The 19,613-nt window shown below is 59.0% G+C and carries 15 protein-coding genes and 1 tRNA gene; 10 read left to right on the top strand and 6 right to left on the bottom strand.

What is annotated here, in order from left to right:
• Nucleotides 1-63 precede the first annotated feature (63 nt).
• The 7 genes from GRI38_RS10900 to GRI38_RS10865 are packed head-to-tail and all read left to right on the top strand — an operon-like array spanning nucleotide 64 to nucleotide 8,190.
• Nucleotides 64-1,248: an inositol-3-phosphate synthase gene (locus GRI38_RS10900; protein WP_160683677.1), complete on the top strand. Its 1,185-nt coding sequence runs from the start codon at nucleotides 64-66 to the stop codon at nucleotides 1,246-1,248.
• Nucleotides 1,245-2,138 (top strand): hypothetical protein, encoded by an 894-nt coding sequence (locus tag GRI38_RS10895; RefSeq protein WP_160683674.1) that lies wholly within the window; start codon nucleotides 1,245-1,247, stop codon nucleotides 2,136-2,138. Before GRI38_RS10900 ends, GRI38_RS10895 begins: the two co-directional genes overlap by 4 nt.
• Nucleotides 2,135-3,253: a class I SAM-dependent methyltransferase gene (locus GRI38_RS10890; protein ID WP_160683671.1), complete on the top strand. Its 1,119-nt coding sequence runs from the start codon at nucleotides 2,135-2,137 to the stop codon at nucleotides 3,251-3,253. Before GRI38_RS10895 ends, GRI38_RS10890 begins: the two co-directional genes overlap by 4 nt.
• A complete protein-coding gene (locus GRI38_RS10880; protein WP_237487510.1) occupies nucleotides 3,253-5,463 on the top strand; it encodes a YcaO-like family protein in 2,211 nt (736 codons plus the stop codon). The genes GRI38_RS10890 and GRI38_RS10880 overlap by 1 nt, the downstream gene beginning before the upstream one ends.
• Nucleotides 5,460-6,293: a TIM barrel protein gene (locus GRI38_RS10875; protein ID WP_160683668.1), complete on the top strand. Its 834-nt coding sequence runs from the start codon at nucleotides 5,460-5,462 to the stop codon at nucleotides 6,291-6,293. The genes GRI38_RS10880 and GRI38_RS10875 overlap by 4 nt, the downstream gene beginning before the upstream one ends.
• Nucleotides 6,290-7,501 carry a glycosyltransferase family 4 protein gene (locus tag GRI38_RS10870; RefSeq protein WP_160683665.1) on the top strand — a complete coding sequence of 404 codons (1,212 nt, stop codon included), beginning with the start codon at nucleotides 6,290-6,292 and terminating at the stop codon, nucleotides 7,499-7,501. Before GRI38_RS10875 ends, GRI38_RS10870 begins: the two co-directional genes overlap by 4 nt.
• Nucleotides 7,498-8,190, top strand: coding sequence for a PIG-L family deacetylase (locus GRI38_RS10865; protein WP_160683662.1), 693 nt, complete (start codon nucleotides 7,498-7,500; stop codon nucleotides 8,188-8,190). Before GRI38_RS10870 ends, GRI38_RS10865 begins: the two co-directional genes overlap by 4 nt.
• Before the next feature lie 16 nt (nucleotides 8,191-8,206).
• On the opposite strand, the gene GRI38_RS10860 is transcribed toward GRI38_RS10865, so the two are convergent.
• The 4 genes from GRI38_RS10860 to GRI38_RS10845 form a co-directional block, all read right to left on the bottom strand.
• On the bottom strand, nucleotides 8,207-9,514 hold the full coding sequence (locus GRI38_RS10860; protein ID WP_160683659.1) for a PQQ-dependent sugar dehydrogenase: 1,308 nt from the start codon (nucleotides 9,512-9,514) through the stop codon (nucleotides 8,207-8,209).
• A 124-nt stretch (nucleotides 9,515-9,638) separates the two neighbouring features.
• The gene (locus GRI38_RS10855) at nucleotides 9,639-10,481 is read right to left on the bottom strand and encodes a pirin family protein (RefSeq protein ID WP_160683656.1); all 843 of its coding nucleotides are present in this window, start codon (nucleotides 10,479-10,481) and stop codon (nucleotides 9,639-9,641) included.
• Nucleotides 10,478-11,443 (bottom strand): glutathione S-transferase family protein, encoded by a 966-nt coding sequence (locus GRI38_RS10850; RefSeq protein WP_160683653.1) that lies wholly within the window; start codon nucleotides 11,441-11,443, stop codon nucleotides 10,478-10,480. The genes GRI38_RS10855 and GRI38_RS10850 overlap by 4 nt, the downstream gene beginning before the upstream one ends.
• A gap of 14 nt (nucleotides 11,444-11,457) precedes the next feature.
• Nucleotides 11,458-12,978 carry an aldehyde dehydrogenase family protein gene (locus GRI38_RS10845; RefSeq protein ID WP_237487508.1) on the bottom strand — a complete coding sequence of 507 codons (1,521 nt, stop codon included), beginning with the start codon at nucleotides 12,976-12,978 and terminating at the stop codon, nucleotides 11,458-11,460.
• A 204-nt stretch (nucleotides 12,979-13,182) separates the two neighbouring features.
• Between GRI38_RS10845 and GRI38_RS10840 the strand changes: the two genes are divergently transcribed.
• Nucleotides 13,183-14,046 (top strand): acyl-CoA thioesterase, encoded by an 864-nt coding sequence (locus GRI38_RS10840; protein ID WP_160683650.1) that lies wholly within the window; start codon nucleotides 13,183-13,185, stop codon nucleotides 14,044-14,046.
• A 21-nt stretch (nucleotides 14,047-14,067) separates the two neighbouring features.
• Here GRI38_RS10840 and GRI38_RS10835 read toward each other — a convergent pair.
• Nucleotides 14,068-14,168: transfer RNA gene (locus tag GRI38_RS10835), tRNA-Lys, on the bottom strand.
• Nucleotides 14,169-14,303: 135 nt separating this feature from the next.
• On the opposite strand from GRI38_RS10835, the gene GRI38_RS10830 reads away from it, so the two are divergent.
• Both GRI38_RS10830 and GRI38_RS14360 read left to right on the top strand, forming a co-directional pair.
• Nucleotides 14,304-15,479: a tyrosine-type recombinase/integrase gene (locus GRI38_RS10830; protein WP_160683647.1), complete on the top strand. Its 1,176-nt coding sequence runs from the start codon at nucleotides 14,304-14,306 to the stop codon at nucleotides 15,477-15,479.
• Between the two features lie 794 nt (nucleotides 15,480-16,273).
• Entirely contained in the window at nucleotides 16,274-16,591 is a 318-nt protein-coding gene (locus GRI38_RS14360) for a GrpB family protein (protein WP_160684305.1), read from the top strand.
• Here GRI38_RS14360 and GRI38_RS10820 read toward each other — a convergent pair.
• Nucleotides 16,561-19,500 carry a TonB-dependent receptor plug domain-containing protein gene (locus GRI38_RS10820; RefSeq protein ID WP_160683644.1) on the bottom strand — a complete coding sequence of 980 codons (2,940 nt, stop codon included), beginning with the start codon at nucleotides 19,498-19,500 and terminating at the stop codon, nucleotides 16,561-16,563. The two genes, GRI38_RS14360 and GRI38_RS10820, sit on opposite strands and share 31 nt — an antisense overlap.
• Between the last annotated feature and the right edge of the window lie 113 nt (nucleotides 19,501-19,613).

Below are 19,613 nucleotides of genomic sequence, written 5' to 3'. Positions count from 1 at the left end.
GGAACGACCTCCCGTTGAGCTTCAAGCCGCCGCGCATGTCTGCCGGTGGACGAGGAGATAATCATGGCAGAGCGTTTGGGAGTAGCTGTAATCGGAGTGGGGGGCGCTGTTTCGACTACCGCGATTGCCGGGATAGAAATGATCAAGGCGGGGTCGAACGATCTATCGGGACTGCCGCTTGCTGACCGGGACATTTCCGGTATGGCCTCCTACCGCGACATCGAGTTTGGCGGCTGGGACCTCTCGGACGATGACCTTGGCACCTGTGCGACTCGCCACGGAGTGATCGGCGAAAAGGAATTGTCGAACGGCGCATCGGCGCTGAAGGATATGAAGCCGTGGCCTGCCGTCGGCAGCACGGCTCATTGCGCCAATATCGACGGAAGTAACAAGATGGCGAACGGTCACCGCGCCGCCATCGGACAAATTCAGGACGACCTCGAACAATTTCGCGAAGAGAGGAACCTGGACCGCGTCGTGGTTCTCAACCTCGCCTCGACCGAAAGAACGCCCAGCGCAGATGCCGAGTGCATGAAGGATCGCGGTTCGTTCGAGAAGGGGCTCGACGGAGACGACCCCGAAATCAGCCCCGCCATGCTTTATGCCTATGCGGCCATCGACGCCGATACGCCCTATGGCAACTTCACGCCTTCCGTCGCAGCGGATGTCGCTCCGCTTGCCGAATTCGCTGCCGAGCGGGGCGTGCCGATTGCCGGGAAGGACGGCAAGACGGGCCAGACTTTCATGAAAACGGTCATCGCACCGGCGCTTCGCGATCGCTCGCTTCACGTAGATGGCTGGTTCTCGACGAACATTCTCGGCAACTCAGACGGCCTCGCGCTCGACGATCCGCAGTCCTTGCAATCGAAACTCGGAACGAAGGGCAGCGTGCTCGACCAGATCCTCGGCTACAAGGTCGAGAACCACATCATCATGATCCATTACTATCCCCCGCGCGGCGACGACAAGGAGGCTTGGGACAACGTCGATCTCACGGGGTTTATGGGGCAGAAGATGCAGCTTAAGCTGAATTTCCTCTGCAAGGACTCCATCCTCGCCGCGCCTCTCGCCATCGAGATTGCCCGCTGCCTCGATCTTGCAGCCAAGCGCGGCGATGGCGGAGTGCGCGAGGAACTCGGCCTTTTCTTCAAGCTTCCGCAGACAAGCAACGGCACAATGCCCATTCACGGCTTTGCAGAACAGCAGGCGCAACTCGATCGCTGGCTCGAAGAAACCGTCCCGTCATGAGTTTGTCCTCTGAGGCGCTCCCGCTTTTCCGAGAGCTGGGCGATCTCAAACGCATTCATTCCGCCGACCGCTCCGGCTCGATAGCAGAGCGACTATTTGTCTCGGTCTGGTCGGGGCTGGTGTCGGGAATGGCTGCCGAGGAAGTCTGCAACCGGGTCACGGCGGCAGCCCTTGCGGCCGCTCGCCTCGGCGATCTCGACCTGCGAAAGCTTCGCCAGCTGGGCCTTGAGGAACCTGAAGCGGTAGCGGTCCTCGAAAAGTCGTTCGATGAGATAGCCGGGCCAATCGACGATGGGCTTGCAGCGGAATTGCGCGAGCATCTGGCGAGGGGCGCTCCGACGATCGGGAACGTGCCGCCCTTCGTCGATGCCCTGGTCCGGCAGCCCCGCGCCGGTGTCACCTGTCCCGGCAAGCCGCGGATCATGTTGGCCCCGACGGAAAACCATGCAGAGCATAGTCTCGTCGTCGCCGTCTATGGCGTCATCGCAGCGGGATGGGAGGATGCGGACCACGTCCCGGTCTTCCTCGCCGGAATGGCCCATCACCTGCACAGTGCCGCCATGCCCGACAGTGGTTATTCGGGTGAGATCTTGCTCGGCGACGCGCTCGACAGGGTGATCGAACATTCACGCGAAATGGCGTTCGCGCAGCTTGGTGACGGGTTGCAGGGACAGATGCGTGAGGCAATCGAACCGATCGGCGGCAGCGAAACCGCCGAAGCCCACGCCTTCCACGTGGGAGACGTCATCGACCGCGTGCTGGAGATCGAACAGCACGTAATTAGCGCGCAAGTCACGATGGACACAGTCATCGAGGAATATGGCCTCGTTCATGACGGTCCGGTCAAACCGCTGCACGACGAGATCCTGACGCAGGCGGGTCTCGCATGAACCTGCTGTCTCCGACGAGCGGAACCTTCCTGGCGCAAGATACGCCGCACTCGCTCGCTGCATCGGGAGAACGCTGGCCGATTGTCGGCGGAATTCCCTATCTTCGCCGTGACCGGCAGGAGCTCGTCGGAAAGGTTCTCGCATCACTCGACGCCGGTGATGCTGATGAAGCGACTGCGCAGCTTCTGACCGATCAGGACGAATGGTGGACCGGTCCTGTCGCCAGCATCGAGGACTGTCGACAACTGGTTCGCATGCGGGACGAACTGACGCTGCGCGAGGCGATGGCACTTCTCAAGCTCGGACCGGTGGCTGATTACTTCGCCTATCGCTGGAGCGATCCGACCTATCTTGCCGGGCTGGCGCTAATCGAGGCGCACTGGAACTCGCCCGACACGGCTTTCGAACTCGCCTGCGGAATCGGTCATTACTTGCGCGAACTCGGACGGCTGGGTGTGCATTGCACGGGAGCCGACATCGTGTTCGCGAAATGCTGGCTCGCAAAGCAATGGATTGCGCCCGAAGCCAGTTACCTCGTTTTCGATGCTGCTAGCGAGTGGCCGGTTTGCGACGAGCGCTACGACCTCGTGATGTGCCACGATGCCTTCTACTTCCTGCCGGAGCAGGAGAAGGTCGCTGCTGCGATGCGGGCAATTACGGCGGACGAAGGCGTGCTGACGGTCGGCCACCTGCACAATGCCGACGTAGCTGGCGGGGCGCTGGGACCGGCCCGATCGGCCGAAGAATGGCAGCAGCTTTTCAGCGATGCACGGGTCTATGACGAGCGGGAACTTTTGCGGGCTTTCCATACCGCAGAGGCTCCTGCAAACTGCGACTGGGCGGAAGACGGCAGGCTCGAAGCATGGTCGGTCGTCGAGGGCTACTCCGGCGATGATGCCAGGTCTCTTGCAAATGGCCTGACGATGCCGCCGAACGATGCTCAACTTGTGGCCAACCCATTGCTGTCGGAAACAGAGGGGAAGGCGAACTGGCCTTCGTCGCGTTACGAGCAGGAATATGCCCGTGCTTCCTTGTGGGCGAAGCGGGACGAGGACGTTCCGTACAGCGATCCCGTACGGCTCCGTCGGCTCGTCGATTTGCCGGAGCGGTGGTAATGCGTTGGGGTATCGTCGGCTATGGCTGGGTCGCACGGGACTTCATGGTCCCGGCTATCCGGGAGGCCGGCGGAACGCTGGTCGCGGTCGCCGACCCGGCGATGACGGGCGATGAAGCGTCCGAAGACGATGGCATATCCGTTTATTCGAATGTCGAGCAACTCCTCGAAGCCGAGGAATGCGACATCATTTACGTCGCTACTCCGAACGATGCTCACGCGGATGCGGTTATCGCCGCTGCGGAGGCGGGGGTGGCGGTGTTATGCGAGAAACCCATCGCCGCCAGCCTTGAGGATGCAGAGCGCATGGCGGAGGCGGTCGAGAGGTCGGGCATCGTCTACGGCACGGCGTTCGATCAACGCCATCATCCTGCTCATAAATGTATCGCCGAACTCGTCGAAAAGGGGGAACTCGGTCGCCCCATTGCCATCCGTATCCTTTACGCCTGCTGGGTCGATCCGCTGTGGAATGCAAACGGGCGAGCAGCCGAGAACTGGCGAGCCGATCCCGCTCGCGCTGGCGGAGGGGCGGTCATCGACCTGGCGCTTCATGGCCTTGACCCGCTATCGCGAAGTCGTCGCATCGCTCGATTTCGAAGCGGTCCTGACGCCGTTCGAGCATGCCCCCGAAATCGGTACGGCGAAGGCCGTCGAGATACTGGACGAGGCCTTGTCGCGCCCGCCCGAGGTAAGGAGACACCCCCTATGAACCGTAATGGCCTGCCCGCAGACCTGCCGGACGCCGCCCGCGCCTATCTCGATGCCTTTCCGAAGGGAGAGATCGTCGCCTTTCCCATCGACCCCATCGATCGCGTTGGAATACCTGTCTGGATCGTCGCTCTCTTCCCCGAAAACGAGCCGCTGCTCGATGGCATCATGCCATACGGCGTTGGGTACGGAGTGGATGAGGGGCAGGCGATCCTCGGCGCGATGGGCGAGATCGCGGAGATGGCGTTCCCCGCCCTTTCGCTTTCGCAGCGCAAGAAGACACGCGGTTCCTATAACGAGATACTCGTTTCGGTGGGTGAGCGGGCTATCGCCGATCCGCTGACACTATGCCTGCCCGCAGGCTCGCCCGTCGATCGCGATACGAGGCTCGAATGGGTCGAGGCCATCCGTCACGCAGACGGGACGGGCGTGCTCGTTCCGATCGACCTCGCAGCCTATAATTCGACTGAGCTATCGGATGGTTACAAGCCCTTCACGACGATCATCTCGAACGGGATGGGGGCAGGGCCGGACCGCGATTTCGCCGTTGGTCATGGGCTGTGCGAAATCCTTCAGCGGGATGGAAACGGATTGCTCTTCCGCGCGCTCGACCGCGGCATAGCCCTCGATCTTCCCGATGAGCTTTCCGACGATGCTGCGAACCTCCTGGCGAAATACGAAGCGGCGGGTATTCGTCCGATCCCCAAATTCGCGACGGACGAATTCGGGCTTACGAACATCTACTGCGTCGGCGTGGACGAAGGCGGTGAACCGGCGGAACCGATCATGGTTTCGAGTTGCGGCGAAGCCTGCCACCCGGACCGCATGGCGGCGCTGGAAAAGGCGCTGGCCGAATATGCGGCCAGTCGTGCTCGCAAGGCCTATGCACATGGGAACGATGCGAATACGCGCAGCCTCAGTCCCAAGGGCTATGTCGACCGCTTCCTTGGCCAAAGCGGCGGAGCGGCAAAGAGTTCGGACCGCCGCGCGCTCGACGCGATGATCGACTGGCAATCGCGCGAAGCAGCGGACATTCGCGGCTGGCTGTCGGACAACATGCTATCCGAGAACAGGCGCAAGCCGTTCGACACGCTTCCGAACACCCCGTGCGAGGGTTTTCGCGACCGTGGGGAAATCGCGATAGAGAAGGTGCAGGATGCGGGCTTCGACGTTCTGTATGTCGACATGACGCCTAGCGAATGCCCGGTCGCGACAGTCAAGCTGATCGTTCCGGGCATGGAAGTCGAGACGATGAGCTACTACCGGATAGGCGAACGCGGCACGCGCAAGCTGATGGAAATGGACAGCCCGCTCATTCGTTTTGACGGCGATGGCGAGGGGTTGGAGCCGGTTCGCCTGACACCCGAAGCCCTCGACCGGTTCGGCGGCCAGCCCATGTTCGATACAGAACTAGCCGACAGGCTCGTCGGACCGCTCTATCCGCTCTACCGTGAACCAGAAGCGCATCATGCTGCGGCAGCCTCGGAAAGGAAGGCGGCGTGACCCTGCGCTTTGCCTACAACACCAATGGTGCAGCCAATCACCGGCTCGACGATGCCATCAGGCTGATCGCGGATAGCGGCTATGATGGCGTCGCCATAACGCTCGACCATCATCACTGTGACCCGTTCGCAGCGAACTGGCAGGGCGAAGCGGAACGCGTGGGGCGGCTGCTCGACGATTTGCAACTGGGCGCTATCATCGAGACGGGCGCGCGTTTCCTGCTCGACCCTCGCGACAAGCATGAACCGACCCTGTTGTCTCCGGACGCAGAAGGGCGAGGCCGACGGATCGCATTTCTTAAGCGCGCCTTGGACATCGCTGCAATCTGGGATGCCGAGGCGGTAAGTTTCTGGACCGGTGTTCTCAAAGAGCAGGTTTCGAAGGAGCAGGCGTTCGATTGGCTGCACGAGGCGCTGAGCGAGGTTCTGGATCACGCGGAAGATGTCGGTGTCGATGCCGCGTTCGAGCCGGAGCCGGGAATGCTCGTCGAGACTTGCGGCGAATGGGAGGCGGTGCAGGCCCGGCACCCCCGGCTCAAGCTCGCCCTCGATACCGGCCATTGCATCGTCAGTCAGGATATCGATCCCGCCGACGCGGTGCGCCAATATTCCGAACATCTGGGCACCGTCGCGATCGAGGATATGAAGACGGGCGTTCACGTCCATTTGCCGTTCGGCGAAGGCGACATGGATGTGCGAAGCGTCCTTCATGCACTGGAAGAGGTCGGCTTCGATCGTCTCGTATCCGTCGAATTGTCGCGGGAAAGCCCCCGGGCCCATCAAGCGGTTCCGGAAAGCATCGCCTTTCTGAAGGAGCTTGTCCCGGCATGAGGGTATGTTTCGTCAGCCGCCGTTTCTTCCCGGCAATCAGTGGCATGTCGATCTACGCCATCAATCTCTTGCGGCAACTCGTCGCGCAAGAACACGACGTGACGATGATCAGCCAGTATCGCAGCGATGCTTTCGGAAAAGGCGTTTACGGGGGCGGTCCGCCTCCGGAGGTGCTAGGCGTGCGCGTCATCGGCCTCGAGCAGACCGGCGAGCAGGAGAACGGGGACTTCGAGCGCGACATCGTCACGATGGTCGATACGATCGTGGTGGAACACGAGCGAACGCCCTTCGACGTGATCCACGCCCAATATGGCTATCCGACGGGTTGGGCTGCCCTGCTGGCGGGTCGGAAGCTGGGCTTGCCGGTCGTCGTCTCCATTCAGGGCGGCGACGGTCACTGGGTCGGCTCGTGCTGCGAAACGCATCGGCAGGCGATGATTCGCGTTCTCGATCATGCCGATGCGGTGCTGATCGGAGGGCAATCGTTCGCGGAAGAAGTGCATGAGCGCCTCGGTACCTCGCTCGATCGCTTTACCTTCGTGCCGGGGGCCGTCGACACGACCCGCTTCACGCCCGGAACTCTGGGCGAAGGGAAAACCGTCCGTATCCTTTACCACGGACGCGTCGACAGCCGGAAGGGCGTGCTGGACTTCATCGAGGCCGCCAGCGGGCTGACCGGCTCTTGGAGCGCAACGATCTCCGGCATCGGGCCGGATCTCCAGCCAGCCAAGGATTTGGTCCGCGAAAAGGGTTTGTCGGACCACATCGTCTTTACCGGCTATGCAGAATATGAGGACGTGCCGCAGATCTACCGGGAGCATCAAATCTTCGTTTCGCCGACATACGCCGAAGGGTTTTCCAACACGATCCTCGAAGCGATGGCGAGCGGACTTGCGATCGTCTCCTGCCACGCCGTCGGCGTATCCGACTGCCTGCGCGACGGTGAGAACGGACTTCTGGTCGAGCCCGGCGATGTCGCGGCGCAGGCGCGGGCGCTCCAAAAGCTGATCGATGATCGCGGCGCGCGCCAGCATCTCGCCGACGCGGCGCTTGCCGAATGCCGCGCGACCTATAGTTGGACCGTTGTCGGCCGGATGATTACAGAGATTTATGCGGAGGTCTCCGGCTCCCGTGCGCCCGAACCGTTCGACCCCGATCTGCCAATCTACGACAATTGCCGTTTTCGGACAGAGCCGCACCTCCTGTGACGCGTGTCCTGGCGATCTCTCCGCATCTCGACGACGCGGTCTTTTCGGCAGGCGGATGCCTCTACTGTCATAGCGAAGCAGGCGACGCCGTTGCAGTGGCGACATGCTTTACCGGGAATACCGCCGAGCCGAGAGGCTTCGCTCTCGCATGCCAACTGGACAAGGGGCTGGGTCCGGAGATCGACTACATGGCGCTACGCCGTGCGGAGGACCAAGCCGCCTGCGCAATCCTGAACGTCAAAGCCATCCATCTCGATTTCCTCGAAGCGCCCCATCGTGGGTACGAAAGCGCCGAAGCTCTGTTCGACGGGCGCCTCCTGACAGACGACGTCGTCATGCCGCTTGTAAAGGAACTGGCCGCACTGGTCGCGTCCTACAGGCCCGACCTCGTATATGGTCCCATCGGAATAGGCGGGCATGTCGATCATCTCGTTGTGCGCGAGGCACTGGAGGCGATTTCAACGAACCAGACGCTCATTCTGTGGGAGGATTATCCCTACGCGCAGAAAGAGAAGAAAGCGCCTCCCTGCGTCCATCGGGTCGCGCTGGACGAGGAAGCTCATGCACGCAAGCTGGAAGCTACCCTCGCCTATGAAAGCCAGATCGGCTTTCAGTTCGGAGGGGTAGAGGCGGCGCGCAACGCGCTATCCTCCTGGCGTCACGAGGGGTTTGTTCGCGAGACCTCTTGAGAACCGCGCCTAAACGTCAGCCGCCATTCTGTTCGACGAGCCCCAGGTTCAATTCCTCGGCATCGGCATTGGTGAATTGCGGCGTCGGACGTTCCATCGCTCCCGGCCCTTCATAGCTTATCCGGTAGATTATCCCGTTATCGTCGTCGGATAGATACATTGCACCATCAGGCCCCTGCGCGAGTCCGGCAAGGCGGCCCATATGGCCCCAGCCGGTCGGGCTCTCTTCGTCTTCCATCAGGAAGCCGGTAAGGAACGGCTCCATGCCGACCGGTCGACCGGTCTCGAAATCGACGCGCAGCACTTCGTAGCCCGACGGAGGCTGCCGGTTCCACGATCCGCGCAATGCGATAAAGGCGTCGCCCTGATATTGCGCGGGCAAAGCGCGCCTGTTGTCGAACGCCAGCTGCATCGGCGCAGAATGCGGCGTATGCAGACCGATCGGCTCGACGCTGCCCGCTGCGTATTCCGAAAAGCTGCTGTCGGGCGGAGTGTCCTGCGGGTTGAATCGGGAGAGCGCATAGACATAGGGCCAGCCATAACGCTCGCCGTCCATCAGCCGGTTGAATTCCTCGTGCTGCTCGTTGTCGCCTAGCCAGTCGATCCCGTGATCAAAGCCATAGGCCGCGCCGGTCGTTGGCTCGAAGCCATAGCCGATGGTATTGCGCAGGCCCGATGCGAAGATGCGCCGGTCCGAGCCATCAGGGTTCATCGATACGATGGTGGCGTTCTCCTTGTCGGTCTCGCCGCACGCATTGCACGTCGAACCGACCGAGATGTAAAGCCTTCCGTCCGGTCCCATGACGACCATCCGGTTGGGATGCTGGCCGGCTTCGGGGAAACCATCGGCGACGAGTTCGAGCTCGCCCAGCGTGCCATCGTCCATGCGCGTCGCACGGTACAGCTCGTTCACCGTCATCAGGTAGACCGCATCGCCTGCGATCTCGATGCCGTGCATCCCCTCCTTCTGCGCGACGACCTGACGCTTGTCCGCTATCCCGTCGCCATCGGTGTCGCGGAGCATCATCACGTCGCCCTGCGCCCGGCGCGTCAGATAGACCGTTCCGTCGTCGGCGACTCGCATCATGCGGGCATTCTGAAGGTCCTTGGCAAAGACGTTCATCGCGAAGCCCGCGGGCAGCGCCAGGCTGTCCATGCGCTCCTGCGTCCAATCAAGCGGTGTCGGTTTAAGGACGTGACCGACGATCTCGACGCCCTTTCGCCCACGATCCTCCTCGGCAGAAGGTTCGCTGCTGCCCGCACCCGCTTGGGCGAGGGCCGCGGCGGGCGTGAGCAGGGCAAGAAGCGCGAGGGTGATGCGCATGGGGAACTCTCCGGACATTGGGACTGTTACCTTGCTCGAACAACGCCGCGCCGGGGCTTGTTCCGGCAAAGCAAGGACCGTTAACAAGAGTTAGCGCGATTGGCCGAGCACACCGGTTTCGACGTCAGGCGATCTCGCCGAACTTGCCTGCCTGATAATCGCGAATGGCTTCCATAATTTCGTCGCGCGTGTTCATCACGAACGGCCCGTGCGAGACGACCGGCTCGTCGATCGGCTTTGCATGACCAAAAAGGATCAGGCAGCCGTTTTCGCTCGAAATTTCGATTGTTTCGCCGTCGTCAAAGCGCGCAAGATGATGTTCCGGGATGGTGCCGCCGCCCGCATCTAACGAACCTCGCACGACGTAGAAGAAGACGGTGTGCCCACCAGGCGCATTAAGCGACGCGTTGCTGCCGGCCTCCATAGCCACGGTCGCCAGCGTTATGTCCATGAGCGACCGGATTGGCGCGCCTTCCGTTCCGGAAACCGGTCGCATAACGACGCCCGAAGATATGTGCTTCTCCGGTATCTCCGTCGCTTCGATGCCCTGATAGCGGGGTTCCGTCATCTTGAGCCGCGAAGGCAGGTTCACCCAGAGTTGCAGGATTTCGAGCGGCCCGCCCGAGCTTTTGAAACTGTCGGGTGAGATCTCTGCATGAACGAGGCCGCGCCCCGCCGTCATCCATTGCACGCCGCCCGCCTCGATGACGCTTTCGCCGCCGCTGCTGTCGAGATGCGCGAGATTGCCGTCCAGAATGAACGTGACGGTTTCGAACCCGCGATGCGGATGAGGGCCGAACGGCAATCCGTTATTGTTCGGCGGATAGGTCTGCGGGCCGTGGTGGTTGAGGAACAGGAACGGGTCGATCTGCTCTAGGCCTGGTCCGGGCAAGGGGCGGCGCGTCACGAGATCGCCGATGTCCTCGCGATAGGCCTTATGCACCGATAGCAGCCGTCGTTCGCTCATTGAGCCGGCTCCGGCACGAGGGGTTCCGGCCCCGCCGGCACGATGCCGTTCGGATTGAGCTGCTTGTGGCTTTCGTAATAATGGCGCCGGATATGTTCGAAATTGACGGTTTCCTCGACCCCGTCGAGAGCCAGTAGACGCTGTGTGAAGGCAGCGAGGTTCGGGTAATCCCGGATGCGCCGGACATTGCACTTGAAATGGACGTAATAGACCGGGTCGAACCGGATCAGGGTCGTCCATAGCCTTATATCCGCTTCCGTCAGCCGGTCGCCGACCAGCCATTCCTTTCCGTTCAGCCGTCCTTCCAGTTCGTCGAGCATATCAAAGAGCGGACCCACCGCCTCGTCATAGGCCTCCTGCGTGGTCGCGAAGCCAGCCTTGTAGACACCGTTATTCACCGTGTCGTACACGCGCTCGTTCAGACGATCGATCTCGTCACGCAGACCTTCAGGGTACAGGTCGAGATCGTTTGCCCCGCAATCGTCGAAGGCGCTTCCGAACATCCGCAGAATGTCCGCGCTTTCGTTGTTGACGATCGTTTTGCGCTTCGTGTCCCAAAGGACGGGGACGGTCACATGACCCGAATAGTCGGGTTTGGCATGGGTATAGAGCTGATGCAGAAAATCTGCGTCGATTTCCGGCTCTTTCGTCACGCAACTGCCGTCCCGGAACGACCAGCCTCCATCGACCATCAGCCAGTGAACGACGGCGAGATCGATGATGCCGGTCAGCCCTTTCAGATGGCGGGCGACGTTCGCGCGGTGCGCCCACGGACAGGCGAGGCTGATATATAGACGATACCGGCCCGGCTCCGCGCGAAAATCTCCATCGCCCGTCGGACCCGCCGAACCATCGGGCGTCACCCAGTTGCGAAAGGCGCTTTCGTCCCGCTCGAACGCGCCCGTGTCCTCGTCATTGTGATCCCATTCGTCGTGCCAGACGCCGTCTTTCAAGAAACCCATTTCCGGTTATCTCCTCACAAATCGTCGGCGCTGAAGGGGAATTTCCGCTGCTCGTGCTGCGTCGAGATCCAGCGCGTCGTCGTGAATGCCTCGATCGCCCAGCGTCCGTTGAACCTGCCGATACCGGAGTTCTTTACACCGCCGAACGGCGAGAACGGACTGTCGTTCACCGGCTGATCGTTGATGTGGGTGACGCCCGCCTGCATCCGTTTGGCAAAGGCCAGCGCCCGCCCTTCGTCCTGCGAAAAGACCGAGCTGGAGAGGCCATAAGTCGTCGCATTGGCAAATTCGAGCGCCTGTTCCTCGTCCTTCGCGCGCTGGATCGGTGCGACCGGCCCGAAGATTTCCGTCGTCAGCAAGCAATTGTCCGGATCGAGATCGGTAAAAACATGCGGCGGAACGACCAGGCCGTCAGGTTCTCCGCCGAGGGCGCAGTTCGCGCCCTGCTGCTTCGCTTGCTCGATCAGTCGCGTGACCTTTTCGAACTGGTCGCGATTGACGATCGGACCGATGAAGCAAGCCGGATCGTCGCGCTTGCCTACAGGCAGTTGCCGGGTTCGTTCGACGAAGGCCTCGACGAAATCGTCGTACATGGCATCCTCGACGATGATGCGGTTCGCGATCATGCAGATCTCGCCCTGATGCATGAACTTGCCCCAGACACTTGCCTCGACGGCATATTCGAGATCGGCGTCCGACAGCACCACGATGGGGCTGTTGCCGCCGAGTTCGAGCTCGACGGGCTTGATGATGTTCGCATCGAGCGCCGACTTTCCTACGCCCCGGCCGACTTCGGTCGAACCTGTAAATGATACGACAGAAGTAAGGTCGTGTTCGATAAGAGCGGTACCGATTTCCGAGCCCGAGCCGGGCAGGACGCTGACGAGGCCGGGCGGTATGCCGGCCTCTTCGCAAATGGCAGCGAAGATGGTGCCGCCCGTCACGATGGAATCGCTGGCAGGCTTGATGACGACGGCGTTCCCGATACTGAGGGCCGGGAAGAGCGTTCGCGCAGTAAGTTGCAGCGGGAAATTCCAGGGGCTGATCAAGCCAACGACCCCGACCGGCGTACGATAGACGCGAGATTCTTTGCCCGGAATGTCTTCCGGCAAGATCGCGCCTTCCACCATGAACGGCCAGACCGCTCCCTTCCGCGCGAAGTCGGTCGCCAGTTGCAATTCGAGCGCCGCCTTCACCTGCGTGCCGCCGACTTCCCGGACGATCCAGTCGGCGATTTCTTCGCGCCTTTCGTCGAGGATTTCGGCAATGCGGCTCATCTTGGCCGCGCGGGCGGACGGCGGCAGGGCGCCCCATTCGCGCTGGGCCTCGGCCGCGGCGGCGAGCGCTTCGTCGACATCGTCCTTCGTCGCTGCCGCCATCTCGAAAATGGTGCTTTCGTCCCATGGGGAGATGTTCTTCAGAGCGTCTCCGTTGCCGTCCTTCCAGGATCCGGCAACGAACACGCGATCGAGCTTGCTGTATGTTGTCGGCATAATCTTCGAACGTAGATAAGCCGCGTTCGTTTCACCGGTCATCGTGCGCGCGTGGCATGGGCCCGCCTTCCGAACTGGTTCCTCGACGATGTTGCGAGACCATCCTGAATAATGGACAATTAGCAATTTCGGGTTTCCGGTCTGGACTTTGTCTCGCGTCGAACCCAGTAGGAAGGCGCTTGGCGGCGGGTCCATGGAACGACCGGTACGTCGATGTAACGATAATTGATGAAGGGAGGGCATCGCATGGACGCAGAAACGAACGACGCTTCTGGTAACAGGAACGAGGAGCAGAACGTCCGTGAATTCGTCGATCTCCTGAGCGTTGAGCGGATCGACGCGAACCTGTTCGAGGGGCGTCGCCTGTCCGTTAAGATCGGCCGGGTTTTCGGCGGGCAGGTCGTGGCGCAAGCGCTGTCGGCAACGGAAGGGACGGTCGAGGACGATCGTATTCCGCATTCCATGCATGCCTATTTCATGCGGCCCGGCGATGAGAACAAACCGATCCTCTACCGTGTGGAGCGGGAGCGGGACGGCCGCAGTTTCTCGACCCGCCGCGTTGTCGCGGAGCAGCACGGCAAGCCGATCCTCAGCGCCAGCATCAACTTTCAGGTCCCGGAAGAAGGCTTATCGCACCAGATCGAAATGCCTGATGTCCCCCCTCCTGAAGACGTTGCGCCCATTCCGCGCGGTTCCTTCCCGAGGCCGATCGAAATGCGCCCCATATTCGGGTTCGGCGATGTCAGGGGAGGCGAGAAGGGGGACCCTGCCATGCAGTTATGGTTCAAGCCTACCGCACCTCTGCCCGACGATGCTGCCATTCATCGCTGGGTGTTGGGACACACTTCGGACTCGAACCTGCTCGGCCCGGCCATGCGACCGCATGGCGTCAGCTGGCAGACGCCGGGCTATCAGAACACGAGCCTCGATCACTCGCTGTGGTTCCACCACGATTTCCGCGTCGATGACTGGCTACTCTATGTCGCGGAGAGCCCATGGTCGGGAAGCGCCCGGGGGCTGTCGTTCGGACGGTTTTTTACGCGGGACGGAAAGCTGATCGCGAGTGCAGCGCAGGAAGGGCTGATCCGACAGGTCGGCCAAAAGGGCTGACCGGGTCCCGCGTCTTGTAAATGGTGAGCCCTGCTGGGTTCGAACCAGCGACCTACTGATTAAAAGTCAATTCTATCGCGCTTCTACGACTTGCTCTGAATTTACCCGTCGCTCTACATCTCATTATAATTACAGGCAAAAAAACGGAGTCAGGATCGACTATCGTACTCTAGCCTTCTACTGAATTCTATCTGTTGTGGTTGCTACCTGGTTGCCAGAATGGTACCGGAAGGACATAGGATTGAAGGAGATGTGGCATGCCGAAGCTTACGAAAACTCAGGTCGAGAAGGTCATGGCTCCATCGCAATCTCCGTTATATCTTTGGGATGATCGCATTGCAGGGTTTGGACTAAAGGTGCTTCCATCTGGCAAACGTAAATATGTATTCAAATATAGGTTCGGACATGGGCCCAATCGCATACAAAAATGGATGCAGCTAGGAAGTCATGGCGTCCTTTCGACTGATGATGCTCGCAGATTGGCGCAGCAAGCCACGGCATGTTTAGCGCGAGGCGTCGATCCAAGGGCGGCCAACGGTAAAAGCGAGCAGCCACCATCATTGTCCGAAGCTTGGGATCGGTTCGCCAGTGACTACCTGCCGCAAAAGAAGAGTACGACCAAGCGGGACTATCAAGCTGCCTGGGAAACTCTGATTAAACCGCGGCTCGGTACTTCACTCGTTGACGAAATTACGACAGATGATGTTGAGAAACTGCACAAATCCCTTAGTCAGACACCTTATCGAGCGAACCGAACGCTTGCATTACTTTCTCGCATATTCAATTTGGCGGAACGGTGGGGTTGGAGATCGTCAGGGACAAACCCATGTAAAGCGGTCGAAAAGTTTAAGGAAATTGCACGCCAGCGCTTTCTTTCGAAAGAAGAGTTAGGAAGACTTTACGCGTCGTTAAATGAACTACAAAGCCGCCAACTTATTTCGGTGAGCGCGGCAAACGCAATTCAACTCCTACTCCATACAGGCGCTAGATCGAGAGAAATTACGACTGCGGAATGGTCGTGGTTAAGCGAAGAACGGAAGACGCTCGCTTTACCTGATAGCAAGTCCGGAGCTAAGTTAATTTATTTATCTGAAGCAGCTTTGGAGATCTGTCGTTCGCAGCGAAAGTCTACTGGTAAAACGCGGTTTATGTTCCCTGGTAGCGATCTTGATAAGCCCATCGTTAATTTACGTAAGCCTTGGCTACGCGTTTGCGAGCACGCCCGTCTAGATGGTGTGCGCATTCATGATTTACGACACACTGCTGCAAGCATAGCGATAGGTGCGGGAGCTTCGCTGACTATTGTCGGAAAATTGCTTGGCCATACGCAAGCTCAAACAACGCTTCGCTACGCTCACTTGGAAGCAGATCCTGCTCTTGTTGCAGCGAATTTGCTTGGTGCCGCGATCGAATCGTCAAGCGGTAAAGTGTGAGCTTGCAAGAAAAGCCTATTCGTTGTCGTTAGGTAAAAGCCTGCATCGTCCATCACTATTCGACTGCATCAAGACAGCTTTTGAGAAAGCTGAATGTAAGCTAAATGATTTCAATCGGCCGAAGCCGGAGTGTCTACTATTGCATACCCCGAGTTGGAACCGGATTGGAAGTGGGTTCTCGACTTCCGCAGCAATTCTCGAGCTTTTCCCTGTATTCCCGAGCCTTTTCCTACGACGCCGTAATGGCGAACCGCTATTGCCTCACATTCTTCCGCACAGGCGAGTTCGGTTCGTTCTTCAACAGCAGGTCTTCCGCGACGACCTGCTCGAACATCTCTCCGATACGCGCGCAGCCATCGCACCCTAGATCGACAGCTTAATACGGCGAGCCAGTGCGAGCGGCTGATATTCAAACCGGACAGCTTCTAATTTATTGCTTCACGAATTTCATGACCGGATTGATCTCCGATGACTTCGGCCTTGTCACCAGACAATCTAACGATTGCCTTCCACCCATATTAGGACACTTGCGACGGTTAGCACTGTCCACTAGCGAATCGGCTGCTTCCGCTATTGCGAGCTCAAACGCGGGTTAGTCAGTAACGACTCTAGTGCTGTCGTGTAGCCTTCTATAGAATTCTGGTATGTGGGCAAATGGAGCACCGGTCTTGTTAATGATTTGCAAAAGAATGACTTGGGATTCAGCGGAGCGACAAGCTTGGACTTGCGCGAAGCAAGGTTGCCTCCCGGATCCGACCGCGGTGTGAGAAACGTCCTTCTAGGAAGAGACTGAAATTCTAGCGCCCGCACTAAATCGGTTTAAGGGCGCGCTCGGGCATGGTAGCAGCCCGAGTATTCCTAGTATCGTTGCCAAGCCATTTCTGGACTTGCTTGTTGGTGCGCCAGAACCGCTGGCCATGGCAACCATTCGTACGGTACTGGAAGAGGTGGGCTATAAGCATGCGATAAGGGCTGGCGCGCCAGAACATGAGTTGTTCGACAAAGGCGAGCCTCTTACCGGCCATCCGTGTAAGGGTCGGCTTATCGAGAGGGGGGGGGAAGCCCCCCCCTCCCGCCCTAATCAGAGTTTCGCCCTGATGCCGGCAGTGTAACGACGACCGAAAAGATCGAAATCAGGTGCGGTCTCCAAGCCAGTTGGCGTACCGAAAGGAGTCCCTGGCAGGTACTGCGGCTTTGTATCGAAAATATTATCCACATTAAAATAGAATGTTATGTTCTCGTTCGGATCGAACGAGATCTGCGCATTGTGCAAGAAATAATCATCGATATCATTGAGCGCAACCACGTCCGGATTGTTACTTATGAAGTTGTCCGGATTAATATACGGCGCTCCGCTCAAGAAAGTGGTTTGCCAGCTCAAGCTGATACCTTCTACTCCATACGTAGCCCGGGCAGACGCGCGATGCGTAGAGAATGACGCGCCGAATGTACCTGCATTATCGACCGGGTCCGAAGATGGATCACTTTGCGTGATGAAATCGATCAGGTATGTGTAATTAATATTAGCCGAAAAGAAATCGTCGTCAGCGAAACCAGGAGCGGTTTGATAGCGCAGTTGCGCATCGACACCGCGAACATCAAAACCAGCGATGTTGATGAGCTGCGAATTCACAGTCTGCAATCTTCCAGTAGGAAAGCGAATAACCTGGTCGCAGAAGACGGGTTCATTGGTAAGCAAACACTCTTGAATCGTAAAGTTGCGTCCGACCGTACTAACGGCGTCTTCGATACTGATATCGAAGTAATCGACGCTCAGCGACAGACCACGTACGAGATTCGGAGCAACCACGACGCCAGCTGTGATCGTTGTGCTGGTTTCTTCTTGGAGATTGATGTTACCCCCGATGAAACCGTTCACGCCTTGCGTATCGGCAAGCGTGTAGGTGAATGCCTGCCCCGGGTTCGCTGCTAAGAACGAGTTGATCGCTGGGATTGCGCGGCACGCGGCATCAAATTCGCCGGTGGAAGTTGCCGTCACACCGTCGCAGGGATCAATTACGGAAGCGAAGGTTTCCGACGGCTGGCTGAACAGTTCGGAATTGTTAGGCGCCCGGTTGGATACTGCATAGCGTCCCCGGAACTTAAGGCCAGATACTGGCTCCCATTCAGCGCCGGCATTCCAGCTGAAAACACTGCCGATAGTGGAGTAGTCGGAATATCTCGCTGCACCGTTCAGTCCCAAGTAGTGAAAGAACGGAGCATCGCTGATGAGGGGAACGCTTACCTCACCAAAGACTTCGAAAACATCTTGGCTGCCGACAAGGTCGGGCAGGGTGTTTCCGGAATTCCCGCCGGTATTGGTGAGAATGTCCAGATCATCCACCGTCGAATCGTAGCGGTATTCGATCCCTAAGGCCGCGCCGACTCCCCCAGCACCCCACAAATCGAACAAATCTGCAGAAGAAAGCACCGCCGTTGCGACATGTTGCTCGTTAGTAATCTCCTGAGACTTGGGCACCACAGCCTGGACGTAGGCTGCCGCGGCGGGATCGACCGTGTTGAAACCGAACAAATCGATTGGAACGCAGCCTTCCGCGCGCGCTTCCTCGCTCCGGCAGACAATGTCAACGCCAACGACATCGCCGGAGCCTAACCGGATCGAGTCGAGGGCATTGCGGTAGCGATTGTTGTCAATGTCTTCGCTAGCGTTGAAGTCAACGAGATGACCGTACACATAGCTGACGTCGAAACCGATCCGGTCGGTAAAATCGCCGCGTATTCCGAGGACGGCCCTCCACGTCTCGCGCTTCACGGTATTGCTACGGTCAAATACATCGTTTTGACGCCGCCGGCCGCCAATCGCGTCTACGTCGTTCGAAGGATCGGCGTCCGAATTGGCCGCTTCAATTGCCGCGGCAATATCGTCGGGTATAAACGCATTCGTAATCGGAATACCAAATGGATCTTGCGGTCTGAAGTAAATGTCGCCGAGCAGATCGAGCGCGAACGGTTCGAGACGCGAGTTGGACAACACCCGCGCATAGGTCGCTTCGCCGTAAAGCTCGGCCGCGTTTCCAAGGTCGTAATTGGCAACAGCGTAGGCGAGGTACCGTTCAATTGGCACGGAAATGTAGCGCTCGTTGTTCCGATTGAATCCGTAACCCGGTGCGCCCAGATTGGAGATGTAGGCAAGGCTGTTATCGCGGTTGAATGAGAAGGTACTGACGTCGCCGGGTAATATCGGGACCGGCGTGCCGCCGGCATCAACCAGCTGGAACTGACCCTGCGGCGCGAACGAACTGTATGAGGCAGGTCCGCAAATTAGATTGGCGCAATCCTCATCCGAAATATCGCGGTTCCTTGAACGCAGTCCTTCGTCTTGGTCATATTGAAAATTGAGTATGATATTGCCTTGGCTATCGTTGCCCCAGGTCGTCCCCCCCATAGCGCTGAGTAGATAGCGAGGATTATCGCCGGCCTCGGTTATTCCCGCTTGAGCGCGAACCTGGAAGCCGTCGAATTCATCGCGCAAAATGAAATTGACGACGCCGGCCACTGCATCGGACCCATAAACTGCGGAAGATCCGCCCGTAACGACCTCGAAACGTTCAATCAGATCGATTGGGATGTTGTTGAGATCCACAGCGGAATCGCCAGCGAATCCGCTGATGAAGCGCCGGCCATTGACGAGCGTTAAGGTGCGGCTGGATCCGAGGGCACGGAGGTTCACGGTCGCAATTCCGGTGCCAGACGTAAGGAAGTTCGTGTTAGTCCGCGTCGATCCGATTCCGACTTGGGGCAATTCGTTAATTACGTCAGAGACGTTGCCCGCCGCGTCTCGCAGGATCTGCTCGCTATCGACGATCGCAACCGGCACTTCCGATTCGACCTCTGGCCGGGGAATGCGAGAACCGGTCACCACGATCGGCGCCCCTTCTACCTCACTACCGGTCTGTTCTTCGGGCAGCTCCTGCGCCGTTAGCGAAGATGCTTGAACGGCTATCGCCAGCGCTGTCCCGGCCAATAGTCCAGGACGGCCGAATATCTTGCGAATATACATAAGTCTGAGAATCCTTACCTGTTGAGTGGTCAAGGTCCTATCTCAAACTCGCAAAGAGCCAAACCCCCTTATAGTTCGATTCGTACTAATGCGAGGAAAGGTGTGGCTTCTTG

The organism is Parapontixanthobacter aurantiacus (genome assembly GCF_009827635.1).
Lineage (GTDB): Bacteria > Pseudomonadota > Alphaproteobacteria > Sphingomonadales > Sphingomonadaceae > Parapontixanthobacter > Parapontixanthobacter aurantiacus.
Note: the sequence above shows the minus strand (reverse complement) of the source record. Positions and strands in the feature narration are given on the sequence as shown.

Excerpts from the sequence above, each read along its gene's own strand:
- GRI38_RS10900 (WP_160683677.1), top strand. The coding sequence starts at position 64 with ATGGCAGAGCGTTTGGGAGTAGCTGTAATCGGAGTGGGGGGCGCTGTT.
- GRI38_RS10895 (WP_160683674.1), top strand. The coding sequence starts at position 1,245 with ATGAGTTTGTCCTCTGAGGCGCTCCCGCTTTTCCGAGAGCTGGGCGAT.
- GRI38_RS10890 (WP_160683671.1), top strand. The coding sequence starts at position 2,135 with ATGAACCTGCTGTCTCCGACGAGCGGAACCTTCCTGGCGCAAGATACG.
- GRI38_RS10880 (WP_237487510.1), top strand. The coding sequence starts at position 3,253 with ATGCGTTGGGGTATCGTCGGCTATGGCTGGGTCGCACGGGACTTCATG.
- GRI38_RS10870 (WP_160683665.1), top strand. The coding sequence starts at position 6,290 with ATGAGGGTATGTTTCGTCAGCCGCCGTTTCTTCCCGGCAATCAGTGGC.
- GRI38_RS10860 (WP_160683659.1), bottom strand. The coding sequence starts at position 9,514 with ATGCGCATCACCCTCGCGCTTCTTGCCCTGCTCACGCCCGCCGCGGCC.
- GRI38_RS10855 (WP_160683656.1), bottom strand. The coding sequence starts at position 10,481 with ATGAGCGAACGACGGCTGCTATCGGTGCATAAGGCCTATCGCGAGGAC.
- GRI38_RS10850 (WP_160683653.1), bottom strand. The coding sequence starts at position 11,443 with ATGGGTTTCTTGAAAGACGGCGTCTGGCACGACGAATGGGATCACAAT.
- GRI38_RS10845 (WP_237487508.1), bottom strand. The coding sequence starts at position 12,978 with ATGACCGGTGAAACGAACGCGGCTTATCTACGTTCGAAGATTATGCCG.
- GRI38_RS10840 (WP_160683650.1), top strand. The coding sequence starts at position 13,183 with ATGGACGCAGAAACGAACGACGCTTCTGGTAACAGGAACGAGGAGCAG.
- GRI38_RS10830 (WP_160683647.1), top strand. The coding sequence starts at position 14,304 with ATGCCGAAGCTTACGAAAACTCAGGTCGAGAAGGTCATGGCTCCATCG.
- GRI38_RS10820 (WP_160683644.1), bottom strand. The coding sequence starts at position 19,500 with ATGTATATTCGCAAGATATTCGGCCGTCCTGGACTATTGGCCGGGACA.